Genomic DNA, 13,727 nt, shown 5'->3' with positions numbered 1-13,727 from the left:
ATGACGACAAGTCTAGCGAGGTTTGATCGATGACCACCCGAATCGCCCCAATGCGCCCGCCCTACGCACCGGAGATCGATGCGCAACTGAAGAAGTGGATGCCGCCGGAAGCCGCATTCGAGCCACTTGCACTGTTCCGCACGCTCGCCGTGCACGACGAACTCTTCTCGCGAATGCGGCCACTCGGCGCCGGAATTCTCGGCCACGGCCGAGTGCCGCCGCGCGAGCGCGAGATCGTCATCCATCGCACCTGCGCTCGGGCGGGCGCCGAGTACGAATGGGGCGTGCACGCGGTGGTCCAGGGTCCGGCCGTCGGCCTGACCACCGTCCAAATCGACGCCGCCGCAAGCGGTCCGGCCGACGATCCGGCCTGGACCGCAGCGGACAGCATGCTCGTTCGACTGGCAGACGAACTGCACGACACCGGGGATATCTCCGATGCCGTCTGGACACGGCTGGCCGAACGCTACGAGGACGACCAGATCCTGGAGCTGATCATCATCGCGGGTTGGTATCGCTTGCTCAGCACCGTAATCAACAGTGCCCGAATCGAATTAGAACCCTGGGCGCGGCGGTTTCCTCAGTTCGGTGTCGCGGCCAGGTCGTAGACCGCGACATTGCCGATGTGGACAGCCCGGTAATGCGCGGCGACCCAATCGCCGATGTCCTTGTTGCCGATTGGTCGCCACGGCTCGTCTTCCGGAGCCGGTGGCGCGGCATCGCCTTGGTCGCGCACGCGCCAGGAATCGGGCAGTTGAACCTCCTGTGCCAGGTAATAGCGGACCTCGTGGGTGCGGACCAGCTCCTGGAACTGGTCGAGGGTTGGCACCGGGTCCTCGGAGGTGAAGCCGCCGATCGCGATAACGGCTGTGCGGCTGGCCAATTCGAGGGTGGCCGCGGTCGAGGAGCGGTCCACGGCCGCCGACCAGCGGGTCGTGGTGTCGCTCAGCATGCTGACAACTTGCGGCTCCGCGAAGTTGCCGCCCATGATCCGGCCCATCGGGGATTGCTGCTGGGAATCGGGTTTGCGCGCCTTGGCCGGGCCGACCGTCGGGCCGCCGCCGGTATGCGACTGCGGCAGCGTCGCCACCGCATATGCCGTCGAACCGCCCAGACCGGCGATGACGCCCGCGATCACCAGCACCGAGGTCACCCGGTCCCGTAGGCGCCGCCGCCCGGCGGCCAGAACCGATGCGACGACCAGGCCGACCGCAGCGAGCACCGAGACCGCGATAATCATCCAGCGCAACCACAGCTGCCAATCCGAATTCCGCTGCAGCACAACGAATGCCCAAACACCAGCAGTGAGAATGAGTACGGCGGAACCGATTCGACCGAAGGTGTCGGCACGGCGACGCCACATTTCGTGCACGCCGAGTGCGAACATTCCGGCCACGGCGGGCCCGATCGCCAGGGTGTAGTAGGCGTGCATGCCGCCCTTCATGGTGGAGAAGGCGAGGCCGTCGATGATCAGCCACAGGCCGAAGGTCAATGCGGCGCCACGGACCAGATCGGTGCGCGGTGCGCGCCACCGCGATGCCAGCACCAGGACGAAGGCGAGGATCGCCGCGGGCAGCAACCAGGAGATTTCATAGGCGATTTCACCGGTGAACAGCCGGTCCGGTCCCGAACCGAACCCGCCGAAGCCCGGTCCGCCTCCGGCATTGTGCGGCATTTCGTAACCGGGCGGCAGCTCGAAGCGGTTGCCGCCCTTGTGGTTGTGGCCGAGGAAGCGGGCGAAGCCGTTGTAGCCGAGCACCAGATCCATGAAGGTGTTATTCGTCGATCCAGCCAGATACGGTCGCGAGGATTCCGGCCACAGTATGGTCAGCAGCACGTACCAGCCGGACGAGACGACCAGCGCGGCCGCCGCGGCCAGTAAATGCCACAGCCGCGTGCGCAGTTCGGTCGGCGCGACGACCAGATAGGCGATGCCCAGTGCGGGCAACACCATCAATCCCTCGAGCATCTTCGCCAGGAATGCGAAGCCCAGCGCGACACCGGCCAGCATCAGCCAGCGCGCACTCGCCTGCCGCAGTGATCGGATCGTGCAGTACGCGCCGGCCGTCATGAGCAGGACCATCACCGCATCCGGATTATTGAACCGGAACATCAACGCGACCACCGGGGTCACCGCGAAGACGGTACCGGCGAGCAGTCCCGCGCCGCGGCTGTGCGCCGCCCTGGTCACCGCGCCATACATCAGCGCGACCGTCGCGACGGCCATGAGCGCCTGCGGTATAAGCATGCTCGCACTGCTGAACCCGAACAGCTGACCGGAAAGTCCCATCACCCACTGCGATACCGGCGGCTTGTCGACCGTGATGAAATTCCCGGGATCCAGCGAGCCGAACAGCAGCGCCTTCCAGTCCCGCGAGCCCGACCAGGCCGCGGCGGCATAGAAGCTGTTGCCCATGGCATTGACGGTGATATTCCACAGATAGGCCACCGCCGTCGCGATCAGTAGCACCGCCAACCCGATGCGCTCCCACCGCCGTATCGGGGGCAGCGCTGTCGCGGGTGCGGGCGGGCTCTTATCGGGTGGGGTCGTTTCGGGCAGGGACGCCGGCGCACTGGTCGCTGTCACCTGGGGAGTATCACAGCCGTCCCGGTGGACCCCCTTTGCGTTTCCTGGCAGTCCGCTGTGAGCCCGCCCCCACCCCCTGTGAACATGGGATTCGAGCCGGCTCGGCCGTCAGGTGGCCGGGATTTCGCGTTGGAACCAGTCGAGGATTCGCGGGAGCGCGACGCGGGCGGTGGCGGAGTGGTCGATATCGCCGAGGTCGGTGAGGGTTGCCCGGTCGGTGCGCATGGCTTGCCGACAATGTTCGGCATTGGCGTAGAGCACATTTCGATCGCCGGTGGCGGCGTAGAGGTGGACGGGAACACGCGGCGTCCAGTCGCAGGTGCCGTCGCTGGCGGCCACCGCTTCGCGCGCGGTTCCGGTCGGATCTTGTGCCAGGGCAAGGAACTTCGGCGTCAGCAAGAGTTCGGGGCGCACGGGTAGGGCGGTGCCGATGGTGATCTCGTTCTGCTGTCCGTCGAAGAGCTGTTCGATGCGATCGGCAATGGGTTCCTGGAAGGCATCGGCGGGCCGGTCGTAGAGGTGGTAGATCCGGTTCATCGCGGTGATCCAGTAGGCGAGATAGAAGACCGCGACCGCCGGGAGGACACGACCCTCGATAGCGCCGGGCGTCTCGACGTGCTGGACGTCGTAGGGGCCGCTGATCGGTGCCAGCGCGCCAAGTCCGAAGCCAGGGGTGTCACCGCTCTGTAGCGCCTTGCCCAGCGCCGTCGCGGCCTGGCCGCCCTGGGAGAAACCGGTGACGAGGATATCCGGGTCGAGGTCGCGCTGCTGTCCGGCGGCCACGATGCGGGCAGCGCGCAGCAGATCGACCGAGGCGCTGACCTCCGAGGGCGCGTGGGTGTAGGGATGTGTGCCCGGGCCTTCGCCGAGGCCGAGGTAGTCCGGCGCGACCGCCGCGTAACCCGCCGCGGCGAACATGATGGTGCGAGCCCGATCGAGGCGGGTGTCGTTCACCGAGGGCGCGTCGCTCTTGCGCACCAGCGTGCCGTGCTCATAGGTGACCACACGCAGCCGCCGAGAATCGGTACGCGGCAGGACGACAAGGCCACTCGCCGTTGTCGGATCGCCCTCCGGAGTGACGGTTCGGTAGACGACGCGGTAGGCATCGACGCCATTGCGTACGGCAGTGCCGATATTCGCCTCGCCCAGATAGGTCGTGGCCTGTTCCGCCGACAGCTGTGCAACCGGCGTGCTGCTGACAACCTCGCCGCGCGCGACCGCCGGTGCCTTATCGGACCCGCATGCCGGGGCCACGAGCAGGGCCGCAGCGAGCAGTGCGATTACCGAACGCGGTGTGCTGCGCATGGATGCGGGTTCCTCTCGAGCGACCACACAGATCATCGTGCCAGCCGCATTTGCGCGACTCGCCAGCCGACCGAGCATATTTGCTCAACATTCGCTGACGTGTTATCAACCAGGGATTGTCAGCCGTTTCGGCCCAGATCACCGAGCCGATGGCGTGTTTCGTTTGCAGGTCCCGGTTTGTGAGCGAAGGAGCGTTGCGGTGTTTGCGAAAAGTTCGCCTCTTCTCCTACCGATTATCGTGCCCGCAGTACTTATCAGCACCCTCTTCGGCTTGCGCGCTCCGGCACACGGCGAGGATGCCCGTCCGGATGGGAGCGTGCCACCGGCCGGTGCCAATGATTGGACCTGCCGCCCGTCGGCGGCGCATCCACAACCTGTTGTCCTGGTGCACGGCACCTGGGGGAATCAGAATTCCTGGGATGTGCTCGCACCACAGCTGAAGGCGCAGGGCTACTGCGTATTTTCGCTGAGTTACGGGCGCGCGATCTCCAGTATCCGAGGTGCGCAACCCGGCGTCTACGGCACCGCGGATATGCGCAACTCGGCCAGGGAAATCGCGGGATTCGTCGCTGAGGTGCGTGCGGCCACCGGTGCACCGAAGGTGGATATCGTCGCACATTCCCAGGGCGGTCCGCTGGCGCGGCAGTTCATGCGCTTCGAGGGCGGTGCGGATCAGCGGAATCCGGCGGATAACAAGGTGGACCATCTGGTCACCATCGCGGCGACCAACCACGGCACCACCGCGGAAGGGCTCGGCTTCCTACTGCCGACCGGCAGTGCGCAGGCGCCGATCCTCGGCCTGATCACGAGATATCTGGGCACGGCAGCGTCACAACAACTGATCGATAGTGAATTCCTGCGCAGCCTCAATGCCGGAGGCGATACCGAGCCCGGAGTCAAGTACACGGTTATCGCCAGCCATCTCGATCGGGTCGTCACTCCACCCGAGGCCACCTTTCTCACCGCCGGAATCGGGGCCACGGTCGACAATATCTGGGTGCAGGACCTGTGCCCGGACGATGAGTTCAACCATGGCGCGCTGCCGGAATCCCCCACCGTCGGCTACGTCGTGCAGAAAGCACTCGATCCGTCGTATGGCGGCCGCCCCTGCCATGGCTGACCTGCCCGAATTCCGGGTACCGACGCACTTGCGTTAACGCTGTTATCGTCGTTAGCACCCATGGTGCTCCGGTGGTGGGACCGTGCGCCGCGCCGTCCCCCGCGAGGAATGAACTTTTGTGAAATACGTTCCGCGTATCGTCCTGTTTCTGGCGATTCCCGCCCTGCTCTTCCTGGTGCCGTGGTGGACCTTGATCGGCGCCACAACCGACGGGCCGCTGTTCTGGCTCGGCTCGGCGGTTTTTCTGGCGGGTTTCGTATGTCTGCCCGCATCGATGTTTCTCGGCCATGGACCGAGGCAGCACGACGCGGCCTCCATTGTGGGCGACACGTTGCTCGGCCTGATGTGGGTGGTATTCAGCTGGTCGGTGATCGGCAATATCGTCGGGCTCGGACTGGCCGCCGGTGGCGTGGACGATCCGGCGCGTTCCAGGATCGTTGCCGCTGGGGTATTCGTGATCGCCGCCGCGCTGTCGGTGTGGGGTGTGATCGAGGCGCGCCGGGTGCCTCGGGTCCGCACCCTTGATGTCGCGATCCGCGGGCTCGGACCCGCACTCGACGGACTGCGCATGGTGGTCATCACCGATACCCACTACGCCGCGCTGGACCGGTTGCGGTGGTCGGAGAAGGTCGTCGATGTAGTGAACGCCCAGCAGCCCGATATCGCCTGCCACGCGGGCGATCTCGCCGACGGTTCGGTCGAGAAGCGGCATCCGCAGGTCGATCCGCTCGGCAAGATCGAGGCTCCGCTCGGCCGGTTCTACATCACCGGCAATCACGAATACTTCGGCGACGCGCCGGGCTGGATCGAGCATATGACCTCGATCGGCTGGCAGCCGCTGCACAACCAACACGAGACGATCACCCGCGGCGGCGACCGGCTGGTGCTGGCGGGCATCGACGACCCGACCGGCGTCAGCGTGCCCGGGCACGGGCCCGACCTCCCCGGCGCCCTCGCGGGGGCCCCGGACGCACCGGTCGTCCTGCTGGCCCATCAACCCAGGCAAGTTATCGAAGCTGCCGCGGCCGGGGTGGCCCTGCAGATTTCCGGCCACACCCACGGCGGCCAGATCTGGCCCTTCCACTATCTGGTCCGCCTCGAGCAACCGGTAGTCGCCGGTCTCAGCCGCCACGGCGAGCACACCCAGCTCTACACCAGCCGTGGCACCGGGTTCTGGGGTCCGCAATTCCGGGTCTTCGCGCCGAGCGAAATCACCGTCCTCGTCCTCCGCAGCGCCTGAATGAATGTTGCCCGGTAGGGGTATAGCTTCGCGTGGTGAACGCTATCGGGCACGCGCTATCCCTGGCCGGGTCGATGACCTGGGAGATCCTCTGGGCTCTCATTCTCGGCTTCGCGCTGTCCGCCGTCGTGCAGGCGGTGGTGCGTAAGTCGACCATTCTGCGCCTGATGGGCGACGATCGGCCGCGCACCCTCGCCATCGCCGCCGGGCTCGGCGCGGCGTCCTCGTCGTGCTCGTATGCGGCCGTGGCGCTGGCGCGTTCACTGTTTCGCAAGGGTGCGAATTTCACCGCCGCGATGGCATTCGAAATCGGATCCACCAACCTCGTTATCGAACTCGGCGTCATCCTGGCGCTGCTCATGGGCTGGCAGTTCACCGCGGCCGAATTCGCCGGCGGGCCGATCATGATCGTGCTGCTCGCGGTGCTCTTCCGATGGTTCGTGCGGTCCGAGCTCGTCGAGCAGGCGCGTCACCAAGCCGACCGCGGACTCGCCGGATCGATGGAAGGCCATGCCGCCATGGATATGGCGGTCGCCACCGAAGGCTCCTTCATACGACGGCTGCTGTCGCGGCCGGGACTAACGGCCCTCTCGCATGTGTTCGTGATGGAATGGGCCGCGATTCTGCGCGACCTCGTCATCGGACTGCTGATAGCGGGCGCGATAGGCGCATGGGTGCCGGAGACGTTCTGGCAGAACTTCTTCCTCACCGATCATCCACTGCTATCAGCCATTTGGGGACCGATCGTCGGGCCGCTGGTGGCGATCCTGTCCTTCGTCTGCTCGATCGGCAATGTGCCGCTGGCCGCAGTGCTGTGGAACGGCGGCATCAGCTTCGGCGGCGTCATCGCCTTCATATACGCCGACCTGCTGATCCTCCCGATCCTCAATATCTACCGCAAGTACTACGGCCTCCGCATGACCCTCACCCTGCTGGGCACCTTCTACGCCGCCATGGTCGGAGCCGGATATCTCGTCGAAATCCTCTTCGGCACAACAAATCTCGTTCCGACAGAGCGCAACGCCATGGTGATGACGGAAGGCATCCGCTGGAACTACACCACCTGGCTCAATATCGCCTTCCTCTTCCTCGCCGCGGTCTTGGTCACGATCTTCGTACGCACCGGCGGAATCCCGATGTTGCGCATGATGGGCGGCTCCCCCGACACCGAGCACGACCATGACCACCGATCACCGCACGGCGGCAGGTAATCCGTTCGCGGTCACCGCAACCAGCCGGACAACAGCGGCTCATCGTTGTGCTGGCAGCGGGTCGACGTCCCCGACAGTTCGGGGGCGGCGCAGTAACTAGGGTGCGGCGCCTCAGCGCGGCGTATTTCCGATGTAGCGACGCCAGGTCTGTTCGAGTTGGGCGGCCATGTCGATGGTCGGGTCGATCAGCCAGCGGGCCTGGAGACCGTCCGCGAGGGCGAAGAACATGGTTGCGGCGCTGTCGGTGTCGATATCGGTGGGGAGGGTGCCTGCTGTTTGCATCTCGCGCAGCGCGTAGGAGAAGGCTTGGACGCCCAAGCTATAACGTTGCCGCATGTAGTCGTGGGCGGGATGGGTCGGGTCGGAGGCGGCGGCCTGCATGTGGGTGAAAAGTTCGATCAGCCCGGGGACCTCGGTGTTGCGGCGGATCACCTCGATGAAGGCCTCGGGTGCGCAGCCATGCAATGCGGTGGCGACGTCGGATTCGTCGCGCTTGCGCAGCACGGCTATGAACAGTTCCTCCTTCGAGCCGAAGTAGTGCAGCAGCCCGCCCTGGCTCAGCCCGACCGCATCGGCCAGCTCGGCAACGGAGGTGGCCGAATAGCCGCGTTCGGCGATCGTGCGCAGCGCGGCATCGAGGATCTGCTCCCGTCGTTCTATGCCCTTGCCATAGGGGCCCCGTTTCGCCATCGGGTCAGTGTAGGCACGAATCGAGGGTGGTCTTGCCAGCGAAAACCGAGCGTTGTACGTTTTTTGTTCGAGGCAACCTCGACGAACAGGAGCACCATCCGATGCGACTCCGCACCCTCTGTGTGGCCGTTCTGGCCGCCGCACTCCTGCCGAGTTCCCCCGCCTTCGCGCGGCCGGAGCCGCCCGCACAGGTCGCGCCGCTCGACCCGGACTTCCTCTGGGGTGTCGCTGCCTCGGGCTACCAGTCCGAAGGCCATGCGCCGGACAGCAATTGGAGCCGCTATGTCGCGGCGGGCGAAACCGATGACCCGTACCGGGATTCGGTCGGCTTCTACAGCCGCTACGCCTCCGATATCGATCTGGCGGCCGGCCTGGGTGTGAAGGTGTATCGGATCAGCGTCGAATGGGCGCGCGTACAGCCGCGGCCGGGAGTGTGGTCGGAGGAGGGATTCCACTTCTACGACAATGTGATCGGGAAGATCAAGGCCGCCGGTATGCGGCCGATGATCACGCTGGATCACTGGGTGTTCCCCGGTTGGGAGGTCGACCGTGGGGGCTGGCACAACACCGATATGGTTTCGGACTGGCTCGCCAACGCCCGTACGGTCGTCGATCGCTACGCCGCCGACAACCCACTGTGGGTCACCTTCAACGAACCCACCTTCTACGGCGTGAACGAACTGCGCCACGGCGGACTCCAGATCACCGATGTGCCCGGTATGCAGGACCGACTCGCCCTGGCGCACAACGCGATCTACGACCACATCCACCAGGTGCAGCCCGAAGCCATGGTAACCAGCAATGTGGCCTATATCCCGGCGGCCGAGGATGTGGTCAACAAGCCGTTCATCGATAGAATCGCCGCGAAACTCGACTACATCGGCATCGATTACTACTACGGCATATCCCCCGATACCGTGACGGCACAGATCGACAACCTGACGAAGCTCTGGAACAACCCGCTGCAGCCCGAGGGCATCTACTATGCGCTGCAACACTATTCGCGCCAGTTCCCCGGTAAGCCGCTCTACATCGTCGAGAACGGCATGCCCACCGAGAACGGCGATCCGCGCGCCGACGGCTACACCCGCGGCGACGATCTGCGCGACACCATCTACTGGATCCAGCGGGCCGTGGCCGACGGCATGAACGTCATCGGCTACAACTACTGGAGCCTGACCGACAACTACGAATGGGGCAGCTACACACCACGTTTCGGCCTCTATACCGTGGATGTGCTGACCGATCCGACGCTCACCCGCAAGCCCACCGACGCGGTGCCCGCCTACACCGCGATCACCCGCAACAGCGGTGTTCCCGGCGATTACCGCCCGACTCGGGCACCCCGGCCATGCTCACTGGTCGACGCCGCAGCCAGCTGCACCGACCCGGTCACGGTTCCGCGCTGAACGCAATCCGGCTTTTCAGCAGGGCTGCGGTGGCTGCGCTGTAGGCGTGACTGGCTTCCACTGGCCGCAGGGTCGGGTAGTTCGACCGATGCGTGACGATCACGCCGTTCGGGAGGGTTATGGTGCGATCCGGAACGGTGGCGACGCAATTGCCGCCGGATTTGGCGACGAGGTCGACGATCACCGTCCCAGGGCGGAGCGAGTCCAGTGCAGTGGCGTCCAGCAGCATCGGGCCGTGGGAGCCGCGGTGCACGGCGGCGCAGACAATGAGGTCGGGCGGATCGGTGGCGAGGTGGGCGAGAAGTCCATCCGGATTCGGCAGGAATGCCCTGGCACCGCGCAGGACTGCCGCGGATTCCTGCTCCTGGCGGTTACCCATCGCGGTCGGCTCGTCGCCGTGGGCGGCCGCTGCGGCTATGGCGGAAAGTCCGGCCTGCCCGCAGCCGAGTATCAAGGCGCGCACGGGCGCCTCGGTCGACAGGAGTTGTCGCGCTTGCTCGTAGGCGACCTCGCCCGCTATCCGGCTCATCGCGGAGAGCGCATCGATATCGGGACGGGAGTGCGGGACGGTTTCATAGCCGACTGACTCGATGCCGCGTGCGCGAAGTGCCGCAATCAGGTCGCGGCGATGCAGCGGGTCCTGGAATCCGATCAGAGTCATACCGGGGCGTACCGAATCCAATTGGTAGGAAGGAGGTTTCACCCACACCACAACATCGCAGCGCGCGAAAATCTCGGTACGCTCGCCCAGTTGCGCCCCAGCGGCCACATAGTCCGCGTCGTCGAACCCGATGGACCGGCCCGCACCGCGCTCCACGATGACCCGCACTCCCGCGAGCCCGCGCACATCCTCCGGTAACAATGCGACACGCCGCTCCTCAGCAGCGGTCTCCCGCAGAACGCCGACAATCATCGTGCCGCAACATGTTCGATGACGAGCAGACCGCGCTCGGCCAGCACCTTGTGATAGGTCAGCCCATTCCGGATCGCGGACAGCAACTGTTCGAGCCGGTCGAACAATTCGTCGACCAGATCCGCCGACTCGCGCCCCGGCGCCTTGCGCGGCGCGAGCACATTGAATCGGACACCGCGTCGCTCGGATCCGGTCCGATCCAGGGCGACGCTGTCGATCCCGGCACCAGCGAGCAACAGATCCGCTATCTCCGCACTGGTTTCGACACCTGCCTCGTCGAGGATCGCATCGTCGAAGACGACGGTGAGGAACATGCCTTGTCGACTGCCCAGCGGCCGAATGACTTTCGCGCCGAGGCGAGTATTTATCGCGTCGATGTGGCTGTGCGCGCGATCCAGCTGGTCGAGCATCCGTACACGGTTCTGCGCGAAGTAACTCTCGGGTGTGTACTCGACAATCGCCCGCGCCAGATGCGTCGACTCGCGCTGGAAGGAAATGGTCAGCCGCTCGCGAATCCTGGCCAGCCAATCGGCGTTGCCCGAACAGGCCGCGCCCAATTTGCACGGACCGAAGGCGTTGTAGCCCTTGGAGTTTCCGGTAATGGTGAGCACCTGGTCGTACAACCGGCGCACGCCGTCGTCGGATGCGATCGCTACCGCGGCGATCGGAATGTGCTGTTCCACCATGCAATCGAAAGCCATATCGCAGATGACCGGTACCCCACTGGCAACCAGCACCCGGCCGATCGCCAGCAACTCCTCGGCCGAATAATCGGTGAACACCGGGTTCCCGGGCAGGGTGAGCAGCACCCCGCACAGTTCATCACGTTCGGCGAAGTAGTCCAGGCAGGATGCCAGCAGGTCCGGGTCGATCTTGAAGGAGTCGTCCGGCGCGACCGGGCAAGCCTCCATCCGCAGACCGTACTTCTCCACATGAATGCCCGAACTCTTGTACAGGCCTTCCGGATACACGATCACACCACCGGGACGAGCCAGCGTCGCGACCGCCTCCTCGAGCAGCATAGTGCTCGAATACGGGCAGACGATGACCTCCTCCGGCGCCACCCGGACTCCAGGTATCCCGTCGACCGGCTGCGCCAATCGCCCGAACAGCTTGTGCGCTGCCAACTCTCGCAATACCAGCGGCTGGCGCTTGTGATAGAGCGTGCCGTCGGCGTATTCGTCCGGCGGTTGGGTATGCATCAGTTCGCGCCATGCCAGATCCAATGCGGCCACGGCACTTTCGGCCAGGGGCAGCCCCGTCTCGCCGTGGTAGGCGTCCAGTACATCCGAATACCTCCGGTGGCCCGTCCCCGCGAACTGCGGTCGCGCACCCAGATGCCGCCGCACTTCCCGCTTCCGCTCCTCGGAGCGATTTGTGCGGGCGGCCAGGCTGGGTGCCGGTGTCCGCCAAGGCAGCCGATCGTTGTCAGCCTGCCGAGTCACGACACCTCACTTTCGAAAGACGGCTCTCCCGGCGCGGTCATCTCGCGCCAACTCTGTTCCAGCGCCGCACGGAACAGATCGCGGCAATCGCCCTCGGTGAGGCGTTCATAACCGGCCAGCGCCGGTGATGCGACGATATCGTTGACGACAATGCCCGAACCGGCGAGCTTGAGCTCATAGAGCCGCTCGAACCGGCGCACCGCGAATGCGACATCGTGCTTCAGGGCCGAGAACCGGGTCGCCACGCGCGCCTGCCGGGAATAGTCGTATTCACCGACAGCGACGTACTTTTCGTCGACGATGAGCATGCTCTGCGCATTGCGCGCGTACTCACGCTTGACCAGTACGCTCTCCACACCAGAACGCGCCTGCTTCCACAATTTGTCGTCATAGGGCCAGACATCCTCGATCGTGTCGAGGACATACATGCGTCTCACATCGATTCGGGGCGGATGGGTCGTATCTGCCAGGCGCAGGATAGCGGCGTGATAGTCGTCGCCGACGTCGCCGCCGATGGTGCCCAGGTCGGCGGTGTGGATCGCGCGCACGGACGCCTTGGCCTGCTCGAGGATGATCAGCCAGTCACTGACGGTATTCCATTCCCAGACGGTCGCGCTGCGCGAGGGGATCTGCGCCAGGATTTCCTCGGCGCGCTCCAACTGTCGATCGGCGATCATGCGCAGCGGTTCGATCTCTTCCCGCGCGGAGGTCGCATCGATCAGACTGCCCGCGATGCCCAGTGCCCGCTCGACGAGTTCAGGGTCCTTGCCGAGCAGGACATTGAAGCGCATGCGCAGATCGTGATAGGCGCCGCCGGCGATCCCCTCGACGATACCGTCGGTCGTGGGCAATTCCTGGCCGAGCGCCAGGCTGAGCCGTTCGCGCAGCGGTAGCGGTGGCACCCGAGTCCCGTTCTCGATCTGCTGGATCAGGCTGCGCGAACAACCAGTCTTGGCCGCGAGTGCGGCCTGGGTGAACCCGCGTTCCGTGCGGAGCCGACGGACCAGATCCCCGACCTGCTCACCGTCCTGCGCTGAGCCAGCCATTCCGCGCCTCCATCCTCACGCTCGGATTTTTCAATGCTCACGATGTGTCATCCGACGACATCATAGCCACGTTACGTCGCAAAACAGCGATAGCAATGTTGGAAGTTTTCTGGTTGGTCGCTGGAATGCGCACCAGCGGGCGGATATTGCGCGAAGCGGCTTCGATACCTGTGACCTTGATTGCGCATGGCGTCGTTCAAAGCTGCTCTCGAGGAGCGAATTACGGATACACAACTCCGAATCTGCTTGAAACTAAGCAATATTGATCAAGAAATATCATCAGATAGCTTCTATGCTTAGTTGACATCCAGAAGTGGCGATCCATAGCATTGTTGTCAGCGTCACATCTGATCCGGAGATCGTTTTCCGGGACAGATGGTTTCGATCGACCAAGGGAGGGGTCATGACACTGAGGCTGACCGACTGGTTGATCACCAGCGACATCACCCCCGAAACCGCCCGCTACACCGGCTGCGGCTGGGTTTTGAGCTGGCTGCCCGGCCGAATACTGACACGGACGCAGGCCATGACCGGCATGGTCCTCGACGAGACCCTGAGCGATCCGGATCCCGAAGACTACGTGCTCGCCATGGAAATCGCCGCTATCCGGGCCGCCGACCTCGGCCTCGAATTGGCCAAGGCGGTCGTGCTGCTGCACGCCCGCATCGTCGAACGAGACCGGCGGCAAGCCGGCGCCAACTGCCGCATCGCGGTACCGACCACACCGGCCGCGTAACGGCAGTTGGCGCCGCGGAGGGGTC

At 64.9% G+C, this 13,727-nt stretch carries 12 protein-coding genes; 6 read left to right on the top strand and 6 right to left on the bottom strand.

The annotated features are described in order from the left end of the window. Positions 1-29 precede the first annotated feature (29 nt). Complete coding sequence (locus ACIBJI_RS03165) at positions 30-608, top strand: carboxymuconolactone decarboxylase family protein (RefSeq protein ID WP_364341264.1); 579 nt, start codon at positions 30-32, stop codon at positions 606-608. On the opposite strand, the gene ACIBJI_RS03160 is transcribed toward ACIBJI_RS03165, so the two are convergent. Both ACIBJI_RS03160 and ACIBJI_RS03155 read right to left on the bottom strand, forming a co-directional pair. Continuing rightward, entirely contained in the window at positions 581-2,587 is a 2,007-nt protein-coding gene (locus ACIBJI_RS03160) for an ArnT family glycosyltransferase (RefSeq protein WP_397082841.1), read from the bottom strand. The two genes, ACIBJI_RS03165 and ACIBJI_RS03160, sit on opposite strands and share 28 nt — an antisense overlap. A 108-nt stretch (positions 2,588-2,695) precedes the next feature. Further along, positions 2,696-3,892, bottom strand: coding sequence for a hypothetical protein (locus ACIBJI_RS03155; protein ID WP_397082839.1), 1,197 nt, complete (start codon positions 3,890-3,892; stop codon positions 2,696-2,698). 199 nt (positions 3,893-4,091) lie between these two features. On the opposite strand from ACIBJI_RS03155, the gene ACIBJI_RS03150 reads away from it, so the two are divergent. The 3 genes from ACIBJI_RS03150 (at position 4,092) to ACIBJI_RS03140 (ending at position 7,463) form a co-directional block, all read left to right on the top strand. Further along, positions 4,092-5,012, top strand: a complete 921-nt coding sequence (locus ACIBJI_RS03150; RefSeq protein ID WP_397082837.1) for an esterase/lipase family protein — start codon at positions 4,092-4,094, stop codon at positions 5,010-5,012. Between the two features lie 118 nt (positions 5,013-5,130). After that, positions 5,131-6,252, top strand: coding sequence for a metallophosphoesterase (locus ACIBJI_RS03145; RefSeq protein WP_396957257.1), 1,122 nt, complete (start codon positions 5,131-5,133; stop codon positions 6,250-6,252). A 32-nt stretch (positions 6,253-6,284) separates the two neighbouring features. Next, positions 6,285-7,463, top strand: coding sequence for a permease (locus tag ACIBJI_RS03140; RefSeq protein ID WP_364341254.1), 1,179 nt, complete (start codon positions 6,285-6,287; stop codon positions 7,461-7,463). Positions 7,464-7,574: 111 nt separating this feature from the next. Here ACIBJI_RS03140 and ACIBJI_RS03135 read toward each other — a convergent pair whose 3' ends face one another. After that, complete coding sequence (locus ACIBJI_RS03135) at positions 7,575-8,153, bottom strand: TetR/AcrR family transcriptional regulator (RefSeq protein WP_364341252.1); 579 nt, start codon at positions 8,151-8,153, stop codon at positions 7,575-7,577. Positions 8,154-8,254: 101 nt separating this feature from the next. On the opposite strand from ACIBJI_RS03135, the gene ACIBJI_RS03130 reads away from it, so the two are divergent. Further along, complete coding sequence (locus ACIBJI_RS03130; RefSeq protein WP_397082835.1) at positions 8,255-9,562, top strand: family 1 glycosylhydrolase; 1,308 nt, start codon at positions 8,255-8,257, stop codon at positions 9,560-9,562. Here ACIBJI_RS03130 and ACIBJI_RS03125 read toward each other — a convergent pair. The 3 genes from ACIBJI_RS03125 to ACIBJI_RS03115 are packed head-to-tail and all read right to left on the bottom strand — an operon-like array spanning position 9,546 to position 12,966. Next, a complete protein-coding gene (locus tag ACIBJI_RS03125; RefSeq protein ID WP_397082833.1) occupies positions 9,546-10,475 on the bottom strand; it encodes a hypothetical protein in 930 nt (309 codons plus the stop codon). The two genes, ACIBJI_RS03130 and ACIBJI_RS03125, sit on opposite strands and share 17 nt — an antisense overlap. Next, positions 10,472-11,920 (bottom strand): pyridoxal phosphate-dependent aminotransferase, encoded by a 1,449-nt coding sequence (locus ACIBJI_RS03120; RefSeq protein ID WP_397082831.1) that lies wholly within the window; start codon positions 11,918-11,920, stop codon positions 10,472-10,474. The genes ACIBJI_RS03125 and ACIBJI_RS03120 overlap by 4 nt, the downstream gene beginning before the upstream one ends. Further along, entirely contained in the window at positions 11,917-12,966 is a 1,050-nt protein-coding gene (locus ACIBJI_RS03115; RefSeq protein WP_397082829.1) for a helix-turn-helix domain-containing protein, read from the bottom strand. The genes ACIBJI_RS03120 and ACIBJI_RS03115 overlap by 4 nt, the downstream gene beginning before the upstream one ends. 403 nt (positions 12,967-13,369) lie before the next feature. Here ACIBJI_RS03115 and ACIBJI_RS03110 point away from each other — a divergent pair, with 403 nt between their 5' ends. Next, a complete protein-coding gene (locus ACIBJI_RS03110; protein WP_364341242.1) occupies positions 13,370-13,702 on the top strand; it encodes a hypothetical protein in 333 nt (110 codons plus the stop codon). Positions 13,703-13,727 lie beyond the last annotated feature (25 nt).

This window comes from Nocardia sp. NPDC050408, from assembly GCF_044458905.1.
In the GTDB taxonomy this organism is placed as follows: domain Bacteria; phylum Actinomycetota; class Actinomycetes; order Mycobacteriales; family Mycobacteriaceae; genus Nocardia.
Note: the sequence above shows the minus strand (reverse complement) of the source record. Positions and strands in the feature narration are given on the sequence as shown.